We start from the raw sequence: 16,819 nt of genomic DNA on the forward strand, positions 1-16,819 counted from the left end.
GATCGGAAGCGATGAGTTCGGGTCACTCGATCATAACATCGTCGAGAAATTCGCTTGACAAATGTGTCGTATAAATTTGTACTATGACTTGAGCGATGCGAGTCAGGCGTCTCGCATGCACCGACAACATACACCAGGAGATGGCATGAAGCAGATTGGCGTGATCGGGGTAGGGATGATGGGACATGGTATCGCGAGCAACATCCAGAAGCACGGCTATGCGCTGAACGTGCTGGAGCATCCGGGCAACCAGCCGCTCGATGCGCTGCGCGCGGCGGGTGCGCGCACCACGGCTGATCCGAAGGCGCTCGCGGCGTCGGTGGATGTGCTGATCCTGTGCGTCACCGGCACGCCGCAAGTGGAAGACGTGCTGTTCAATCGCGGCGTGCTGGAGGCCTTGCGTCCGGGCACGGTGGTCATCGACTGCTCGACGGCCATTCCCGAATCGACCATGCGCATTGCGGCGGCGGTGCAGGACGCCGGCGCGCGCTTCCTCGATGCGCCCATGACGCGCACGCCGAAGGAAGCCGCCGAAGGCCGCATCAATCTGATCGTCGGCGGCGAGCGCGCGGTGTTCGACGAATGCCTGCCCCTGTTGCAGACGTTCGCGGAGAACATCGTGTATGCGGGCGAGGCGTCTTCGGGGCATCGGCTCAAGCTGCTGCACAACTTCGTCTCGCTTGGCTTCTCTGCCGTGCTCGCCGAAGCCGCAGCGTGTGCGAACCGCGCAGGCGTGTCCCCTGACGTGCTCATCAGCGTGCTGGCGGCGGGCGGCGGCGATGGCGTCGTGTTCAAGCGATTGAAGCCGTTCATCGAATCGGCGGACAGTTCCGGCTTCCGCTTCTCGATGTCGAATGCGCTCAAGGACATGAGCTATTACGTTGCGATGACGGGTGAAGTCGGCGCCGCGCATACGGCGGCAAGCGCAGTGCGCGAGGTGTATCAACAGGCCGTGACCGAAGGCGGCGAACACACGCCGGTGCCGGAACTGATCGCGCTGCTGGCGGGCAACGTCGAGCAGGCCGCGTGATGCAGGCGGGCGCGCCGCGTAACGCATTGGGCTTCGACTTGCCGATTCTCGATGCGCACCATCATTTCTTCGATCTTTCCGACGGCCACTATCCGTGGCTCACCGACGCGTATAACCCGGACTTCTTCCTGGGCGATTACCGCGCGATCTGCCGCGACTTCCTGCCCGCGGACTATCGCGCGGCGACGGCGGGCTTCGACGTGATCGGCACGGTGCACATGGAAGCCGAGCGCGCCCGCAGCGAGCAGACCCGCGAGAACGATTTCCTTGCGCGACTGAAGGCGCGTGAAGGCTTGCCGTGCGCGGCGGTCGCACATGTGTACTTCATCCAGGACGATTGCGAAACGGTGCTCATCGCGCATGCGGCCCATTCGCTCGTGCGCGGCGTGCGTTCGAAGCCGGTGACGGCGCCCGATGCGGCCTCGAGCGTGCGTGGCCAGCCCGGCACGATGCAGGACGAGGCCTGGCTGCGCGGCCTCGCGTTGCTCGAACGCTTCGACCTGTCGTGGGATCTGCGCGTGCCGTTCTGGCATCTGGAAGAAGCCGCCGAGGTGGTGCGCGGCATTCCCGGGACCACGGTCGTGCTGAATCATCTCGGCTTGCCGCTGGATCGTTCGGATACGGGTCTGGCGGTGTGGCGGCGCGGCATGCGGGCGCTCGCCGATTGCCCCAACGTCAGCCTCAAGGTCTCCGAACTCGGGCTGAAGGGCGGCGTGTGGGACAGCGCCAGCAACCGGCGCGTGGTGCGCGAAGCCGTGGACATGTTCGGCTATGAGCGCGCGATGTTCGCGAGCAACCTGCCGGTTGGCGGTCTCTCCGCAAGCTTCACGCAAATGATTGCCGATGTGACCGGCGCGCTGCCCGACGCCACCGAAACGCAATTGCGCGCGCTGTTCGCGGGCACCTGCCGGCGGGTGTATCGGGTCGACGCGCCATGAACAAGCCTTTCCCAACGCATGATCATAAAGAAAACCCAGGAGACGAACATGCAGGCAATCGATGAGAACCGGCTCTTCCGGAAGATATCCACGCGGATACTTCCGGTCCTGATGCTGGCGTTTTTCTTTTCCTATGTGAACCGGGTCAACGTGGGCTTCGCCAAGTTGCAGATGGCGAGCGACCTGCATTTCAGCGACGCCGTCTATGGCTTCGGCGCGGGCATTTTCTTCGTCGGCTACTTCCTGCTGGAAGTGCCGAGCAACATCATCCTGCACAAGGTCGGCGCGCGCCGCTGGATCTCGCGCATCATGCTGACCTGGGGCCTGCTCTCGTGCGCGACCATCTTCGTCCGCACGCCGATGCAGTTCTACGTCATGCGCTTCCTGCTCGGTCTCGCCGAAGCGGGCTTCATTCCGGGCGCGATCTACTATATGAGCCAGTGGTATCCGGGCGCGCGGCGCAGCCGGGCGTGGGGCGTGTTCTATGTGGCGCTGGCGTCGTCGGGACTGTTCGGCAGTCTCGTGTCCGGTGCGATCCTGCACTACATGAGCGACCTCGGCGGCCTGCGCGGCTGGCAATGGCTGATCCTCTGCGAAGGCATTCCCACCGTGCTGCTCGGCGTCTATATCTGGTTCCGCATGAACGACAGCATCGCGAGCGCAACCTGGCTCTCCGACGATGAAAAGCGCCATCTGCAAACCGTGCTCGCGAGCGAGAACCGTCACAAGCTGGAGACGGGCTTCGGCGCGCTGCTGGCAAGCGGCCGCATGTGGGCGCTGATCGCCATCTACTTCGGCTTCACGATGGGCCTCTACGCCATCAGCTTCTGGATGCCGACGCTGGTGCAGCGCATGGGCGTGAAGGACGCGGCGAGCATCGGGCTGCTGACGGCGATTCCGAGCGCCTGCGCGATCGTCGCGATGGTGCTGATGGGCCTCAGTTCGAGCCGCCGCAACGACCTGCGCTGGCACCTGACCATCGCCTATGTCACGGCTGCGGTGGGCTTTGCGCTGTGCGTCGTGTGGCAACGTCAGCCGGCGCTCGGCGTGTTCGCGCTGTGCGTGGCGAACATGGGCGTGTATTCGATTCCCGCGCTATTCTGGGGCTTGCCCACCGCGCTGCTGACCGGCGTGACGGCGGCCGCGGGCATCGCGCTCATCAATGCAATCGCAAACCTGGCGGGCTTCGTCGCGCCCTATCTCATCGGCTATCTGAACACCGTGACGGGGCGCACCGACGTGGCGCTGATCGTCGTCGGCGCATGTCTTGCGCTCGGCGCGGCGCTGGTGCTGATCGTCACGCGCGAACGCCGGCTCGCCGCGGGCGGCGTGGACCGGCGCGCGGCCTGAAGCAAACCAGTCAAACAAATCGACCTGAAAGGAGACAGACATGGCAGGACCTCTGAGCGGAATGCGCGTGATCGAACTGGCGCACATCATGTCGGGACCGGTGTGCGGCATGATGCTCGCCGACATGGGCGCTGAAGTCATCAAGGTGGAGAAGATCCCGCATGGCGACGACTCGCGCCGCTTCTCACCGATGCTCGACAACGGCGAATCCGCATCGTTCATGATCGTGAACCGCAATAAGCGCGGCATCGGCCTCAATCTCAAGACCGAAGGCGCACGCGACGTGCTGCGCAAGCTGCTCGAAAGCGCGGACGTGGTGACGGAGAACTATCGCGAAGGCACGATGGAGAAGTTCGGTCTCGGCTACGACACGCTGAAGACCATCAATCCGGGCCTCATCTACTGCTGCATCTCGGGCTTCGGACGCACCGGTCCGTGGGCGAGCAAGGGCGGCTTCGACCTGATCGCGCAGGGCATGAGCGGCATGATGAGCCTCACCGGCGAGGAAGGCCGGCCGCCGGTCAAGGCGGGCTCGCCGGTCGCGGACATCAACGCGGGCATCCTCGCGGCGCTCGGCATCTCGGCGGCCTACACGCACAAGCTCAAGACGGGCGAAGGACAGATCGTCGATACCTCGCTGTTCGAAGCGGCGTTGCAGCAGATGTACTGGCCCGCCGCGAGCTGGTTCGCGCAAGGCGCCTTGCCGAAGAAGATGGGCTCGGCCAACACGACGAGCGCGCCGTATCAGGTGTTCGCATCGAAGGACGGCTGGATCAACATCGGCGCGGCGAACCAGAGCAACTACGAGCGTTTGCTGTCGGTGCTCGACATGCCGCAGCTCGCCGCCGATCCGCGTTTCGCCGACAACGCCGGACGCATGGCCAATCGCGACGAACTCGTGCGCCTGCTGACCGAGCGCCTGATGACGCGCACCACCGACGAATGGATTCGCGCGTTCGATGAAGTGGGCCTGCCCGCCGGTCCGGTGCTCGATGTCTCGCAGGCACTGGAACATCCGCAGGCGCAGGCGCGCGGCATGGTGGTGGAGTCGCACCACCCGCTCGCGGGCGACGTGAAGGGCATCGGCCTGCCGATCCGTTTCTCGAACGGCAATGCCTCGCAGTCGGGGCTCGCGGCGCCCTTGCTCGGCCAGCACACGCGTGAGGTGCTGCGCGAGATCGGCTATGCCGATGCCCAAATCGACGCGATGCACGAATCCGGCACCGTGTTCGCGCGGGCCGAATGAAGCCGGCTGAAACTGAAATACGGCACTTATCTCAAGGACATTCAATGTTTCTCGAACTGACGCGACCAGAGCTGGTGCGCACGGGCAATCTGATCGACGGTACCTGGAGCGGGGCGGCCGAAGGCGGACGCTATCCGGTCATCAATCCCGCCAATGGCGAACGCTTCGCCGAGGTCCCCGACAGCAGCGCCGCCGATGCACGCGCCGCCACCGATGCCGCCGCCCGCGCCTTGCCCGCCTGGCGCGCGACGCTGCCGCGCGAGCGCGCAGCCATCCTGCGCCGCTGGCACGGGCTGATCCTCGCGAACCTGGAAGATCTCGCGCGCATCATGTCCACCGAACAGGGCAAGCCGCTGGCCGAGGCGCGCGGCGAGGTGCGCTATGGGGCGTCGTATGTCGAATGGTTCGCGGAGGAAGGCCCGCGCGTCTATGGCGATCTCATTCCGCAGCAGCAGCGCGGCAAGCGCATGAGCGCGGTGAAGGAGCCTATCGGCATCGTCGCGGCGATCACGCCGTGGAACTTCCCGCTCGCGATGATCGCCCGCAAGATCGCGCCCGCGCTCGCGGTGGGCTGCACAGTGGTCGCAAAGCCCGCCGAGGATACGCCGCTCACCGCGCTGGCACTTGCGCAACTGGCGCTCGAAGCGGGCCTGCCCCATGGCGTGCTCAACATGATCGCGGCTTCGCGCGAACACGGCGTCGCGGCAGTGGCCGACTGGCTCGCCGATGCACGCGTGCGCAAGATCACCTTCACCGGCTCGACGGCGGTGGGCAAGCATCTCGCGCGGGCGTCGGCGGATACGCTGAAGAAGCTCTCGCTCGAACTGGGCGGCAACGCGCCCTTCATCGTGTTCGATGACGCCGATCTCGATGCGGCCATCGAAGGGCTCATGGCCTCGAAATTCCGCAACGGCGGGCAGACCTGCGTGTGTCCGAATCGCGTGTACGTGCAGGCCGGCGTCTATGAAGCGTTCGCGCGCAAGCTGGGCGAGCGCGTGGCGTCGCTGAAGGTCGGCCCCGCCACCGACGATGCCGCGCAGATCGGCCCGATGATCAACGCGCGCGCGGTCGAGAAGATTGCGCGGCACGTGGACGATGCGCTCTCGCACGGCGCACGTGTGCTGACCGGCGGCCGCAAGCTCGATGCGCTCGGTCCGAACTACTATGCGCCGACCGTGCTGCTCGATGCCCGAGACGGCATGGCGGTGTGCTGCGAGGAGACCTTCGGGCCGGTCGTGCCGCTGTTCCGCTTCGAGCGCGAGGAAGACGTGATCCGCGCGGCGAACGACACGCCTTATGGCCTCGCTGCCTACTTCTACACGCGCGATGCGCGGCGCATTCATCGCGTGGCGGGGCAGCTGGAAGCGGGCGTGGTCGGTGCGAACGAAGGCGCGGTGTCGAGCGAGGCGGCGCCCTTCGGCGGCGTGAAGGAATCGGGCTATGGCCGCGAAGGCTCGCGCTACGGGCTGGACGACTATCTCTCGGTGAAGTACGTGTGCGAGGGCGGGCTCGATTGAACCGTCATGTCGACCTGAACGATCTGCGCGTCTTCCATGTCGTCGCGCAGAAAGCGAGCTTTGCCGCGGCGGCGGATTTTCTGTCGGTGTCGCCCGCGTATGTCAGCAAGCGCATCCAGTTGCTCGAAAGCGCGCTGGATGCGCCCTTGCTGTTCCGTTCGACGCGGCGCGTGGCAATGACCGAAGCCGGCGAGCGTCTCTACCGGCGCGCGCAGCAACTGCTCGACGATGCGGATCAGCTGATCGACGATGTCTCCGGCGTCAAGCGCGCGCCGCGCGGCATGCTGCGCATTTCGAGCAGCTTCGGCTTCGGACGGCGCGTGGTCGCGCCGGTGCTGGCGCGCTTCATCGAAACGCATCCGCAACTGAACGTGCGGCTCGACCTGTTCGACCGCATCGTCGATGTCGCGGCCGAAGGCTATGACCTCGATATCCGCGTGGGCAACGACATCGCGCCGCATCTGATCGCGCGGCGTCTCGCGACCAACCATCGGATCCTGTGCGCGTCGCCGGACTATCTGCGTACCCGTGGCACACCGGACAGCATCGAGGCATTGCAGGCGCACGAATGCCTGTGCATCAAGGAACGCGATCATCCGTTCGGCGTGTGGCGCTTCGCCGTGAACGGCGCGGACGTACGCGTGAAGGTCAGCGGCGCGCTTGCATCGAACGATGGTGAAGCCGCCGTGCAATGGGCGCTGGCGGGTCGCGGCATCATGCTGCGCTCGATCTGGAACGTCCGTTCGTACCTCGACGACGGCCGGCTCATCCAGGTGCTGCCCGAGGTCACGCAGCCCGCCGATATCTTCGCCGTGTATCCGGCGCGGCTCGCGACGTCGGCGCGCGTCAAGGCATGCGTCGAGTTCCTGGAGTCGGAGTTCGAACGCGGCGCATGGTCGCCGCGCGGGTGACGCACGCGGCCTTTCTTCAGGCCTTTTTCTTCCTTTGATTGTTGCGCTCGCAACAACATCACGGTCCCCTCCGCGACGCTACTGGCGTCCGCTGCTCCTGACTACACTTCGTCGCACAGCTGATCGGCATGCAAGCAAACGCAGCGTGCCAACGTCGTCGCCCCGTGCGGCGTTTCCCCATCGACAGAAGGAGTAGCGAACATGAGCCAGACCACCCGCAATGTGCAGCCGGTCATCACGAGTCCGGGCAAGCAGGCTTCGGGAGAACTCGTGCCGTCGCGTTACGCGGTGCGTATCGGCGACGTGGATGTGGTCCTCATCAGCGACGGCGTCCTGCCGCTGCCGACGTCCACCATGTCCACCAACGTGAGCGAGGCGGATCGCAACGCCTGGTTCGACAGCCGCTTCCTGCAGCGCGACCGCTTCGACTGGGCGCTCAACATCGCGCTCGTGCGCAGCGGCGAGCAACTGATCCTGATCGATTCGGGCGTGGGCGACGGCTTCGAATACTTCACGCGCGCCGGGCAATCCGTGATGCGCCTCGAAACCGCCGGCATCGATCTGAAAGCGATCACCGATATCGTGGTGACGCACATGCACATGGATCACGTCGGCGGCCTGAACGTCGATGGCATCAAGGGCAAGCTGCGTCCCGACGTGCGCATTCACGTAGCGGCTGCTGAAGTCGAGTTCTGGAAGAATCCCGACTTCAGCAAGACGGTGATGCCGGAAACGGTGCCGCCGGCGCTGCGCGAAGCCGCCGCGAAATTCGTGAAGCTCTACAGCGAAAACCTGGTTCGTTTCGATCGGACCACGAACGTGGCGCCGGGCGTCTCGGCACGCGTGACGGGCGGACATACGCCGGGTCATTGCGTCGTGGATATCGCATCGAATGGCGAGAAACTGACCTTTGTCGGCGATGCGATTTTCGAAGTCAACTTCGACCATCCGCTTTGGCAGAATGGCTTCGAGCATGACCCGGAGAAGGCCGCGGAAGTGCGTGTGGCCTTGCTCGATGAAGCCGTGCAGACCGGCAGCCTGCTGGCCGCCGCGCACGTCGCCTTCCCGTCGATCGGTCACGTGGCGAAGCACAAGGAAGGCTTCCGCTTCGTGCCGGTTCTGTGGGATTACTAAGCCGCGTCAGTGCGGATTGCGCGCGCTGCTTCAGTCCATGCAGCCCCTGCAGCCCCTGTCTAATCCGGAACCTCGCCCAATTTTGATTTTTGATTGCGGTTGACAAGCAAAAATTCAGCGCCTTAGACTTGGGCTCATCCTCGCGGCCCGACAAAGATGTCCGCCCGAGGACCCGGCACCGAAGCCCCCTGACGAACCGACCGTTCGTCAGGGGGCTTTTTTTTGTCCGAATTTTCCCGTTCAAGCGCCCACTTCTGGAGAACCCGCATGTTGCTGAAGCCGTCGGGCTGGATGCGTCTCGCCCTTACCGCAGGACTTGCACTGACCTCGCTCGCATCGAGCGCCGCCGATCCCGTGAAGATCGGCTTGCTGGAGGACGCTTCGGGAAACTTCGCATTGGCCACTATCCCGAAGATCCACGCTACCCAACTCGCGGTTGAGGAGATCAACGCGAAGGGCGGCATTCTTGGACGTCCGGTGACGCTGATCGCCTACGACACGCAGTCGGACAACACCAAGTTCCAGGAGCTCGCCCGGCGCCTCGTGCAGACCGACAAGCCCGATGTGATCTTCGGCGCGTTCTCCAGCGCGTCGCGCGAGGCCATCCGTCCGATCATGGACCGCGCGCATCAGCTCTACTGGTACGACAACCAGTACGAAGGCGGCGTCTGCGACACCAACACCTTCGTGACCGGCGCGGTGCCCGAGCAGCAGTTCTCCACCCTCATTCCGTGGATGATGCAGAAGTACGGCAAGAAGGTGTACACCATCGCCGCCGACTACAACTTCGGGCAGATCTCGGCGGAATGGGTGCGCAACATCGTGAAGGAGAACGGCGGCACGATGGTCGGCGAGGAATTCATCCCGCTGTCCGTGTCGCAGTTCGGCCAGACCATCCAGAACATCCAGAAGGCCAAGCCGGACTTCGTGGTCACGCTGCTGGTCGGCGCAAACCAGGCGTCGTATTACGAGCAGCAGGCGTCGGCGCACCTGAACCTGCCGATGGCCAGTTCGGTCAACGTCGGCCAGGCCTACGAGCACAAGCGCTTCAAACCGCCGGCACTGAAGGACATGTATGTGACGGCGAACTATGTCGAGGAAGTCGATTCACCGGCAAGCAATGACTTCAAGAAGCGCTTCCACGCCAAGTTCCCGAACGAGCCGTACATCAACCAGGAAGCGGCCAACGCCTACGACGCCATTTATCTTTACAAGGCGGCCGTCGAAAAGGCCAAGACCACGAACCAGGATGCGGTGCGCCGGGCGCTGGAAAGCGGCGACATCTGCACGACGGGCGCGCAGGGCAAGGTCTGCATCGACCCGAAGAGCCATCACGCGAGCCATACCATCTACCTGGTGCACGTGAAGGAAGACCATAGCGTCGAGATTCCGAAGGTATGGGACGACGTGCAGCCGTACTGGCTCGGCAAGGTCGGCTGCGATCTGCCGAACAAGCCGGATCATCGCCAGTACACGCCGTCGAACCTGCCCAAGAAGTCCTGATCCGAAGCCGGCGCGCGCTGCCTGACGCGGCGCGCGCGTCTTCCTGAACGTGGAGCATGCATGGCCACTCTCACCACGCTTTACTCGCTCGTCTACCAGTTCGGCGACAACTTCGCCTACCTGGTGCTCGCCGCGCTCGGTCTTGCGGTGATCTTCGGCATGATGGGCGTGATCAATCTCGCGCACGGCGAGTTCATCATGTGCGGCGCCTATGTCACCCTCATCGCCGCAAAGCGCGGCCTGCCGCTGCCGCTCGCGATGCTGCTCGGCGCGCTCGCGGCGGCGTGCGCAGGCGTGATCGTCGAACGGCTCGTGATCCGTCATCTCTACGACCGCCTGTTCGATTCGGTGGTCGCCACCTGGGCCATCAGCCTCATCGTGCAGCAGACCATGCTGCTCGTCGCGGGGCCGTCCATGGAAGGCATCGCGACGCCCTTCGGTTCCTTCTCGCTCGGCGAATATTCGTTCTCGACCTATCGCGCCGTGCTGCCGCTCATTGCCCTCGCGATTCTCTTCGGGCTCTATCTGCTGTTCTTCAAGACCAACTACGGCGTGTGCGCCCGCGCGACCATCCAGAACGCGAGCATCGCGCAATGCCTCGGCCTGCGCACGGACCGGCTCTATACGCTGACCTTCGCGCTCGGCGCCGGGCTTGCCGGCCTCACGGGCGCGCTGTATGCCCCGACCATGACGGCGGTGCCCACCATGGGCAGCAATTTCATCGTGCAGGCTTTCGTCTCGGTGGTCGTGGGCGGCGCGAACGTGATTGCCGGAACGACGCCGGCCGCAGGCGTCCTCGCCATCATTCAGACCGCGCTCACGGCTTCCTATGGACAATTGTTCGGGCAGATCGGGCTGCTGTTGACGGTGATCGTCGTGATCCGCCTGATGCCGCAAGGCCTCGGCAATCTCTTTACCCGCCTGCGCTAGGAGGCCTGCATGAAGCAAACCGGAATGGCTTCCAGCGCCGCGCCCGGCGCCTGCGCGCGGGTCCTGCGCGTGCTGCCTTGGCTCGTTGCGCTGTGCCTGCCACTCGTTGTCGATGCAACTACCAGCGGCAATCTCGCGTATTGCCTGCTGTGGGCCTTCAGCGCGATGGGCCTCGCCGCGATGTGGGGCTACGGCGGCATTCTGTCGTTCGGGCAGACCGCGTTCTTCGGGCTGTCGGGCTATAGCTACGGCATCTTCACGCTGAACTATGGCGACTACTGGTTCCAGTCGTGGCTCGGTCTCGGCGCGGGGCTCGTGGTCAGCGTGCTGGCGGCCGCGCTGATCGGCTACATGATCTTCTATGGCCGCATCAAGGGCGTGTTCATTGGCATCGTCACGCTGTCCGTGACGCTGGTGCTCGAAACCTTCATGGCGCAGACCGCCGGGCCGCAATGGGCGATCGGCGAGGCGCGGCTCAACGGCTACAACGGCATGGGCGGTATGACGCCGCTGACGATTCCCTGGCCGGGCGGCCCGCTGACGCTGGAGAACGCCAGCTTCTACTACCTCGTGCTGATCCTGCTGATCGTGGTGTACGCCGTCATGCGCAAGCTGCTCGACGGACCGTTCGGCCTCACGCTGATCGCCATCCGCGAGAACCCGCAGCGCGCGGAGATGCTGGGCGTCGACATCCGCCGTCATCAGTGGCTCGTGTTCGTGCTCGGCTGCACGCTGGGCGGTCTGTCGGGCGCGCTCTACACGATCTGGGGCTCCTACATCACGCCATCGACGATGGGCCTCACGGCCGCCGCCATGCCGGTGATCTGGGTGGCCACATCGGGGCGCAAGACCATCGGCGGGACGATTCTCGGCACTGCGCTGCTGGTCTGGCTCTCGCAGAATCTCGCCGTGTACGGCAGCCAGTACGCGCTGATCCTGCTCGGCGCGATCCTGCTGATTGTCGTGCTGGCCGCGCCCGAAGGGCTGCTGCCGTTCGTCACGCGGCAACTCGGACGGCTCGCCGGCCGCGCGGGCGGCGGCGCGCGCCACGGCGGCCCCTGTCTCAAGCGCGAGGAGGGCAAGTCATGACCACGCTGCTGGAAACGCGCGGGCTCAAGAAGCACTTCGGCGGCGCGCACGTCATCAACGGCATCGACTTCAGCATCGACGCGGGCGAGATCCGCTGCGTGATCGGGCCGAACGGTGCGGGCAAGAGCACTTTCTTCAAGCTCATCACGGGGGAGCATCGGCCATCGGAAGGCAGCGTGATGTTTCTCGGCGAGGACATGAGCCATGTGCTGCCGCACGAACGCATCCGCCTGGGCATGAGCATCAAGTTCCAGATACCGGGCGTGTTCCCCGATCTCAGCGTGCGCCAGCATCTGCAACTGTCGCTGCATCGCGCCCGCGATGACCGCCCCGAAAGCCTCGACGACCTGCTCCAGCGCTTCATGCTGGAGCAGGAGGAGCATGTGCTCGCGCGCAATCTGTCGCACGGCAAGAAGCAGTGGCTCGAAATCGCCATGGCGGTTTCGTTGCAGCCGAAGCTGCTGTTTCTCGATGAACCCGTGGCCGGGATGTCGGTCGAGGAAACCCATGCGACGGGCGAACTCATCAAGCGGCTGTCGGCGGCCGGGCTCACGATGATGGTGGTCGAGCACGACATGACCTTCGTCAAGCAGATCGCGTCGCGCGTCACGGTGCTGCACGGCGGCAGCGTGCTGGCGGACGGCCCGCTCGACGAGATCCTCGCGCGCGACGATGTCGCCGAAGTGTATCTGGGGAAAAAGAAATGAGCGCGTTGCTCGAAGTGTCGGGCGTGGAAGCGGGGTATGGCGGTGGACGCGTGCTCAACGGCGTGTCGCTCAGCATCGGACGGGGCGAGGTGCTGGCGCTGATCGGCCGGAACGGCGTCGGCAAGACGACGCTGATGCGTGCGCTCATCGGACTGGTGCCGCTCGATGCTGGAGAGATCGTCCTCGACGGCACGGCCATCGGCCACGAGAAGCCCTACGTGAGGGCGCAGCAGGGCATGGGCTATGTGCCGCAGGGCCGCGAGATCTTCGGCGCGCTGACGGTCGCGGAAAACCTTCAGGTCGGCGCGCAGGCGAACCGCGCGAAGGCCGCGCAGATGCGCGAGCGGGTGGTCGACTATTTTCCGATCCTGAAGCAGCGTTACGCGCAGAAGGCGGGCACCATGAGCGGCGGCGAACAGCAGCAACTCGCCATTGCGCGTGCGCTCATCAGCGCGCCGAAGGTCCTGTTGCTCGACGAACCGTCGGAGGGCATCCAGCCGTCCATCGTCGATCTGATCGGCGAGACCTTGCAGCAGATCGCGCGCGAAACCGGCATTGGCGTGGTGCTGGTCGAGCAGGACATGGGCATGGTCGAGCGCATCGCGACACGCTGCTGTGTGATGGACAAGGGCCGCATTGTCGAGACATTGAGTCCCGCGCAACTCGGGGACGAGCAACTCATTCGCCAGTATCTGGCACTGTGACGGAGAGCGGAACATGAAATGGCTTGAGGACTCGATCATGATGAAGCGCGGCCAGGGCGCGGGCCGCGAGCCGGTGGAGCATCATCTCACCGAGCAGATGCAGAAGACCTATCACTACACCATTGGTCCGTACTCGGAGCCGGTGCTGCACGTGAAGCCGGGCGACCGCATCGTGGTGGAAACGCGCGATGCCTTCGAAGGCAAGATCAAGGAGGAGACGGACAAGCCGTCGCAAGTGTTGCAGGTGCCGTTCCTCAATCCGCAGAACGGGCCGATCATGATCGAGGGCGCGGAAAAGGGCGACGTGGTCGCGGTGCACATCGAGAAGATGGCGCCGCGCGGCCCGGACCCGCACGGCTTCTGCTGCATGATCCCGAACTTCGGCGGCCTGACGGGCACCGACTACACTGCGCTGCTCAACGAGCCCTTGCCGGAAGTGGTGCGCAAGATCAGGATCGACGAGGAGAACGTGTACTGGAGCAAGCGCAACACCTTGCCGTACAAGCCGCATATCGGCACGCTGAGTCTTTCGCCGGAAATCGATTCGATCAACTCGCTCACGCCTGATAATCACGGCGGCAACATGGACGTGCCGGACATGGGGCCGGGCAGCATCACGTATCTGCCGGTGCGCTCGCCGGGCGGACGCTTGTTCATCGGCGATGCGCACGCCTGCCAGGGCGACGGCGAAGTGTGCGGCACCGCCGTCGAGTATCAGAGCACGACCACCGTGCGCGTGGACCTGATCAAGGGCTGGCGGATCGACTGGCCGAGGCTCGAGAATGAAGATGCGCTGATGAGCATCGGCAGCGCGCGGCCGCTGGAGGATGCCACGCGCATTGCCTATCGCGAGCTGGTGTTGTGGATGGCCGCCGAGTATGGCTTCGACAAGTGGGATGCGTACATGATGCTGAGTCAGGTGGGCCGCGTGCGCCTCGGCAATTTTGTCGATCCAAAATACACGGTTGGCGCGATGGTCGCGAAGCACTATCTGAAGTAACGCATCATTCAGTCGGAAGAAACGGTAACAGACGGCACCAGACAGCACCAGACGACCCAGGCGCGAGGCCACGGCTTCGCGCAAACAAGAGAGCGTGTCAAGAAATGGCTTTGTCCGATCCCATTCGAGTGGGCCTGCTGTGCTCGACCAGCGGTTCGACCGCGCTGCTCGAGCAGTCCCAATGGCGAGGCGCCTGTCTCGCCGTCGACGAGATCAATGCGCGCGGCGGTATTGGCGGACGCGAACTCGTCGCGCTGCACTATGACCCCGGCTCCGACCCGGCCGCGTTCCGCGAACTGGCGGAGCGGCTGATCCTGAAGGACGGGGTCAACACCATCTTCGGCGGCTATACGTCCACGAGCCGCAAGGCCATGCTGCCGGTCGTCGAAAAGCACAACCGTCTGCTGATCTATGCGCAGATGTACGAGGGCTTCGAGTACTCGGACAACATCATCTATAGCGGCGCGTCGCCGAATCAGAACGGCGTGCAGCTCGCGGACTTCATGACCGAGACCTTCGGCGCGCGGGTGTATTTCGTCGGGTCGAGCTATGTCTATCCGTACGAATGCAATCGCACGATGCAGGAGCTGCTGCTCCAGCATCCCGAAGGCGCGATCCTCGGCGAACGCTATCTGCCGCTCGACGCCACGCGCGAGCAGTTCGAGCAGGTCATCGCCGATATCCGCCGCAAGGCGCCTGACTGGATCTTCTGCACCGTGATCGGCGAGACCGTGCCGTATCTGTACGATGCCTACGCGCACGCCGATTTCGATCCGGCCCGCATGCCCATCGGCAGCCTCAATACCTCGGAGACGGAAATCCGCGCGATGGAGCCCGGCAGCGCCACCGGCCACATCACGGCCGCGCCGTATTTCCAGAGCATCGACACGGTGGAGAACCATCGTGCGGTCGCGCTGCATCAGTCGCGCTACGGCGCGCACACGCCCACCGACATGAACTGGGAAGCCGCCTACTATCAGATGCACATGTTCGCGGAAGCGTTCGCGCGCGCGGGCTCCGACAAGCTCGCGAGCATCATGCCGCAGCTGCTCGGTTCCGAGTTCAATGCGCCGCAAGGGCGTGTGCGCATCGATCCGGTGAATCATCACATGGCGCTCTATCCGCGCATTGGCCGCGCTTCGGCGGACGGCCAGTTCACCATCCTGCGCGAATCGAAGTTCGCCGTCGGGCCCGATCCCTACATGACGCGTCAGACGCTCGGGGACTGGGTCACGAAGCTGAGCACACGGGACTCCTGACGTGAGCGCGCGCCCGGACCGAGGCCAGCGGAGCCTCACCAGTTCGATCCTCGAGCGCCATGCGCGGGTGCTCGTCTTCCATCCCGACGACAACGATGGACAGACGCTCGCCAATCACCTGCGGCGCATGGGCTTCCAGGTGGAGCGTTGCTGGCCGCCGCTGGACAGCTTGCCGGAGCGCGTGGATCTCGTGTTCCGCGCGTTGCTGCCGGAAGAGCGCGCGCCCTGCGGCGAGTGGTCCGGACCGGATGCGCCGCCCGTCATCTGCGTGGTGGCCTACGAGAATCCGACTTTCATCGATCAGGCCATCAAGCTCGGCGCGGACGGCATCGTCACGACGCCGGTGCGCGCTTCGGGGCTGCTCTCCACGGTGGTGATGGCGCTGTATCACTCGAAGCGCGCGCGTCAGCATGCGCAGCGCATCGCGAAGCTCGAACAAAAGCTACTCGACAGCCGGCATCTGCAGGAAGCCAAGAACATCTTGATGATCATGCATCGCGTGAGCGAACGCGAGGCCTACGACATGCTGCGCGCGCAGGCAATGGAGAAGCGCGTGACCATCGACGACATCTGCCACTCCGTCATCCAGGCGGGCGAGGTGTTGCAGATTGCGCGCGGCATGAGTTCCGGGGACGGGCGCGAGAAAGCGTGAGCGCGCCGTCCCGGCGTCTGACCGACATGCACAGGAGCGGCGAACATGGACCTGCAACTGAAGGGCTTGAAGGCGATCGTGACCGGCGGCACCAAGGGCATCGGGCTGGCGATTGCGCGGACATTGGCGGCGGAAGGCGCGGACGTCGCCATCTGTGCGCGCGATGCGGCCGCCGTTGAAACCACTGCGGAGGCGCTGCCCGAATTGAGCGGTGCGCGTGCATCGGGCGCGGCCGTCGATGTGGCGGATGGCGCCGCGCTCAAGGCATGGGTCGCGCGCGTCGGGGCGGACTGGGGCGGGCTGGATATCGTCGTCGCCAATGTGAGCGCGCTCGCCATCGGCAATGACATTGAATCGTGGCGCAAGGAGTTCGAGACGGATCTGCTGGGCACCGTCAATCTCGTCGATGCCGCGATGCCTTTCCTCGAGGCAAGCAAGGCGGCTTCGATCGTCGCGATATCGAGCGTGTCGGGACGCGAGATCGATTTCGCCGCCGGTCCCTACGGCGTCTTCAAGGCCGCGCTGATTCACTACATGCAAGGGCTCGCGAACCAGCTGGCCGCGAAGGGCATTCGCGCGAATACGGTATCGCCGGGCAATGTGTATTTCGAAGGCGGCGTGTGGGACTGGATCGAGCATAACGATGCCGCGCTGTTCGAACGCGCGCTCGCTCTGAATCCGACCGGACGCATGGCCCGGCCGCAGGAAATCGCCAACGCGGTGGCGTTCATCGCGAGTCCGGCGGCGAGTTTCGTGAGCGGGGCGAACTTCGTCGTCGATGGCGCGCTCACGCGCGGCGTGCAGCTTTGAGCGTCGCGCGTTCGAACACCACCTCAACAGGAGCAGCGA

The 16,819-nt window shown here is 64.7% G+C and carries 16 protein-coding genes; all 16 read left to right on the top strand.

Going from position 1 to position 16,819, the window contains the following annotated elements; translation table 11 throughout:
* Window positions 1-145: 145 nt before the first annotated feature.
* The 16 genes from QCE83_RS16330 (at window position 146) to QCE83_RS16405 (ending at window position 16,780) form a co-directional block, all read left to right on the top strand.
* Window positions 146-1,030: an NAD(P)-dependent oxidoreductase gene (locus QCE83_RS16330; protein WP_309812771.1), complete on the top strand. Its 885-nt coding sequence runs from the start codon at window positions 146-148 to the stop codon at window positions 1,028-1,030.
* Complete coding sequence (locus QCE83_RS16335) at window positions 1,030-1,968, top strand: amidohydrolase family protein (RefSeq protein ID WP_309815395.1); 939 nt, start codon at window positions 1,030-1,032, stop codon at window positions 1,966-1,968. Before QCE83_RS16330 ends, QCE83_RS16335 begins: the two co-directional genes overlap by 1 nt.
* A gap of 48 nt (window positions 1,969-2,016) precedes the next feature.
* Window positions 2,017-3,318, top strand: a complete 1,302-nt coding sequence (locus QCE83_RS16340) for an MFS transporter (protein ID WP_309812774.1) — start codon at window positions 2,017-2,019, stop codon at window positions 3,316-3,318.
* 40 nt (window positions 3,319-3,358) lie between these two features.
* Window positions 3,359-4,564 (top strand): CaiB/BaiF CoA-transferase family protein, encoded by a 1,206-nt coding sequence (locus QCE83_RS16345; protein WP_309812776.1) that lies wholly within the window; start codon window positions 3,359-3,361, stop codon window positions 4,562-4,564.
* Window positions 4,565-4,608: 44 nt separating this feature from the next.
* Window positions 4,609-6,081, top strand: coding sequence for an NAD-dependent succinate-semialdehyde dehydrogenase (locus tag QCE83_RS16350; protein WP_309812778.1), 1,473 nt, complete (start codon window positions 4,609-4,611; stop codon window positions 6,079-6,081).
* Window positions 6,078-6,992 carry a LysR substrate-binding domain-containing protein gene (locus QCE83_RS16355; RefSeq protein WP_309812780.1) on the top strand — a complete coding sequence of 305 codons (915 nt, stop codon included), beginning with the start codon at window positions 6,078-6,080 and terminating at the stop codon, window positions 6,990-6,992. The genes QCE83_RS16350 and QCE83_RS16355 overlap by 4 nt, the downstream gene beginning before the upstream one ends.
* Before the next feature lie 201 nt (window positions 6,993-7,193).
* Entirely contained in the window at window positions 7,194-8,126 is a 933-nt protein-coding gene (locus QCE83_RS16360; protein ID WP_309812784.1) for an MBL fold metallo-hydrolase, read from the top strand.
* Window positions 8,127-8,393: 267 nt separating this feature from the next.
* Window positions 8,394-9,629 carry an urea ABC transporter substrate-binding protein gene (locus QCE83_RS16365; RefSeq protein WP_309812786.1) on the top strand — a complete coding sequence of 412 codons (1,236 nt, stop codon included), beginning with the start codon at window positions 8,394-8,396 and terminating at the stop codon, window positions 9,627-9,629.
* Between the two features lie 60 nt (window positions 9,630-9,689).
* The gene (locus tag QCE83_RS16370) at window positions 9,690-10,559 is read left to right on the top strand and encodes an ABC transporter permease subunit (protein WP_309812789.1); all 870 of its coding nucleotides are present in this window, start codon (window positions 9,690-9,692) and stop codon (window positions 10,557-10,559) included.
* Window positions 10,560-10,568: 9 nt separating this feature from the next.
* Window positions 10,569-11,648: an ABC transporter permease subunit gene (locus QCE83_RS16375; RefSeq protein WP_404984909.1), complete on the top strand. Its 1,080-nt coding sequence runs from the start codon at window positions 10,569-10,571 to the stop codon at window positions 11,646-11,648.
* Complete coding sequence (locus tag QCE83_RS16380; RefSeq protein WP_309812791.1) at window positions 11,645-12,355, top strand: ABC transporter ATP-binding protein; 711 nt, start codon at window positions 11,645-11,647, stop codon at window positions 12,353-12,355. Before QCE83_RS16375 ends, QCE83_RS16380 begins: the two co-directional genes overlap by 4 nt.
* The gene (locus tag QCE83_RS16385; RefSeq protein ID WP_309812794.1) at window positions 12,352-13,059 is read left to right on the top strand and encodes an ABC transporter ATP-binding protein; all 708 of its coding nucleotides are present in this window, start codon (window positions 12,352-12,354) and stop codon (window positions 13,057-13,059) included. The genes QCE83_RS16380 and QCE83_RS16385 overlap by 4 nt, the downstream gene beginning before the upstream one ends.
* Window positions 13,060-13,072: 13 nt before the next feature.
* Complete coding sequence (locus QCE83_RS16390; protein WP_309812797.1) at window positions 13,073-14,059, top strand: acetamidase/formamidase family protein; 987 nt, start codon at window positions 13,073-13,075, stop codon at window positions 14,057-14,059.
* A 104-nt stretch (window positions 14,060-14,163) separates the two neighbouring features.
* A complete protein-coding gene (locus tag QCE83_RS16395) occupies window positions 14,164-15,318 on the top strand; it encodes a transporter substrate-binding domain-containing protein (protein WP_309812800.1) in 1,155 nt (384 codons plus the stop codon).
* Between the two features lies 1 nt (window position 15,319).
* Window positions 15,320-15,970: an ANTAR domain-containing protein gene (locus QCE83_RS16400; RefSeq protein WP_309812803.1), complete on the top strand. Its 651-nt coding sequence runs from the start codon at window positions 15,320-15,322 to the stop codon at window positions 15,968-15,970.
* 45 nt (window positions 15,971-16,015) lie between these two features.
* A complete protein-coding gene (locus QCE83_RS16405) occupies window positions 16,016-16,780 on the top strand; it encodes an SDR family oxidoreductase (protein WP_309812806.1) in 765 nt (254 codons plus the stop codon).
* Window positions 16,781-16,819 lie beyond the last annotated feature (39 nt).

It is taken from the genome of Caballeronia sp. LZ034LL (genome assembly GCF_031451215.1).
Classification (GTDB): Bacteria; Pseudomonadota; Gammaproteobacteria; order Burkholderiales; family Burkholderiaceae; genus Caballeronia.

Coding starts and splice junctions, on each gene's coding strand:
- QCE83_RS16330 (WP_309812771.1), top strand. CDS start 146: ATGAAGCAGATTGGCGTGATCGGGGTAGGGATGATGGGACATGGTATC.
- QCE83_RS16335 (WP_309815395.1), top strand. CDS start 1,030: ATGCAGGCGGGCGCGCCGCGTAACGCATTGGGCTTCGACTTGCCGATT.
- QCE83_RS16340 (WP_309812774.1), top strand. CDS start 2,017: ATGCAGGCAATCGATGAGAACCGGCTCTTCCGGAAGATATCCACGCGG.
- QCE83_RS16345 (WP_309812776.1), top strand. CDS start 3,359: ATGGCAGGACCTCTGAGCGGAATGCGCGTGATCGAACTGGCGCACATC.
- QCE83_RS16350 (WP_309812778.1), top strand. CDS start 4,609: ATGTTTCTCGAACTGACGCGACCAGAGCTGGTGCGCACGGGCAATCTG.
- QCE83_RS16360 (WP_309812784.1), top strand. CDS start 7,194: ATGAGCCAGACCACCCGCAATGTGCAGCCGGTCATCACGAGTCCGGGC.
- QCE83_RS16365 (WP_309812786.1), top strand. CDS start 8,394: ATGTTGCTGAAGCCGTCGGGCTGGATGCGTCTCGCCCTTACCGCAGGA.
- QCE83_RS16370 (WP_309812789.1), top strand. CDS start 9,690: ATGGCCACTCTCACCACGCTTTACTCGCTCGTCTACCAGTTCGGCGAC.
- QCE83_RS16375 (WP_404984909.1), top strand. CDS start 10,569: ATGAAGCAAACCGGAATGGCTTCCAGCGCCGCGCCCGGCGCCTGCGCG.
- QCE83_RS16380 (WP_309812791.1), top strand. CDS start 11,645: ATGACCACGCTGCTGGAAACGCGCGGGCTCAAGAAGCACTTCGGCGGC.
- QCE83_RS16385 (WP_309812794.1), top strand. CDS start 12,352: ATGAGCGCGTTGCTCGAAGTGTCGGGCGTGGAAGCGGGGTATGGCGGT.
- QCE83_RS16390 (WP_309812797.1), top strand. CDS start 13,073: ATGAAATGGCTTGAGGACTCGATCATGATGAAGCGCGGCCAGGGCGCG.
- QCE83_RS16395 (WP_309812800.1), top strand. CDS start 14,164: ATGGCTTTGTCCGATCCCATTCGAGTGGGCCTGCTGTGCTCGACCAGC.
- QCE83_RS16405 (WP_309812806.1), top strand. CDS start 16,016: ATGGACCTGCAACTGAAGGGCTTGAAGGCGATCGTGACCGGCGGCACC.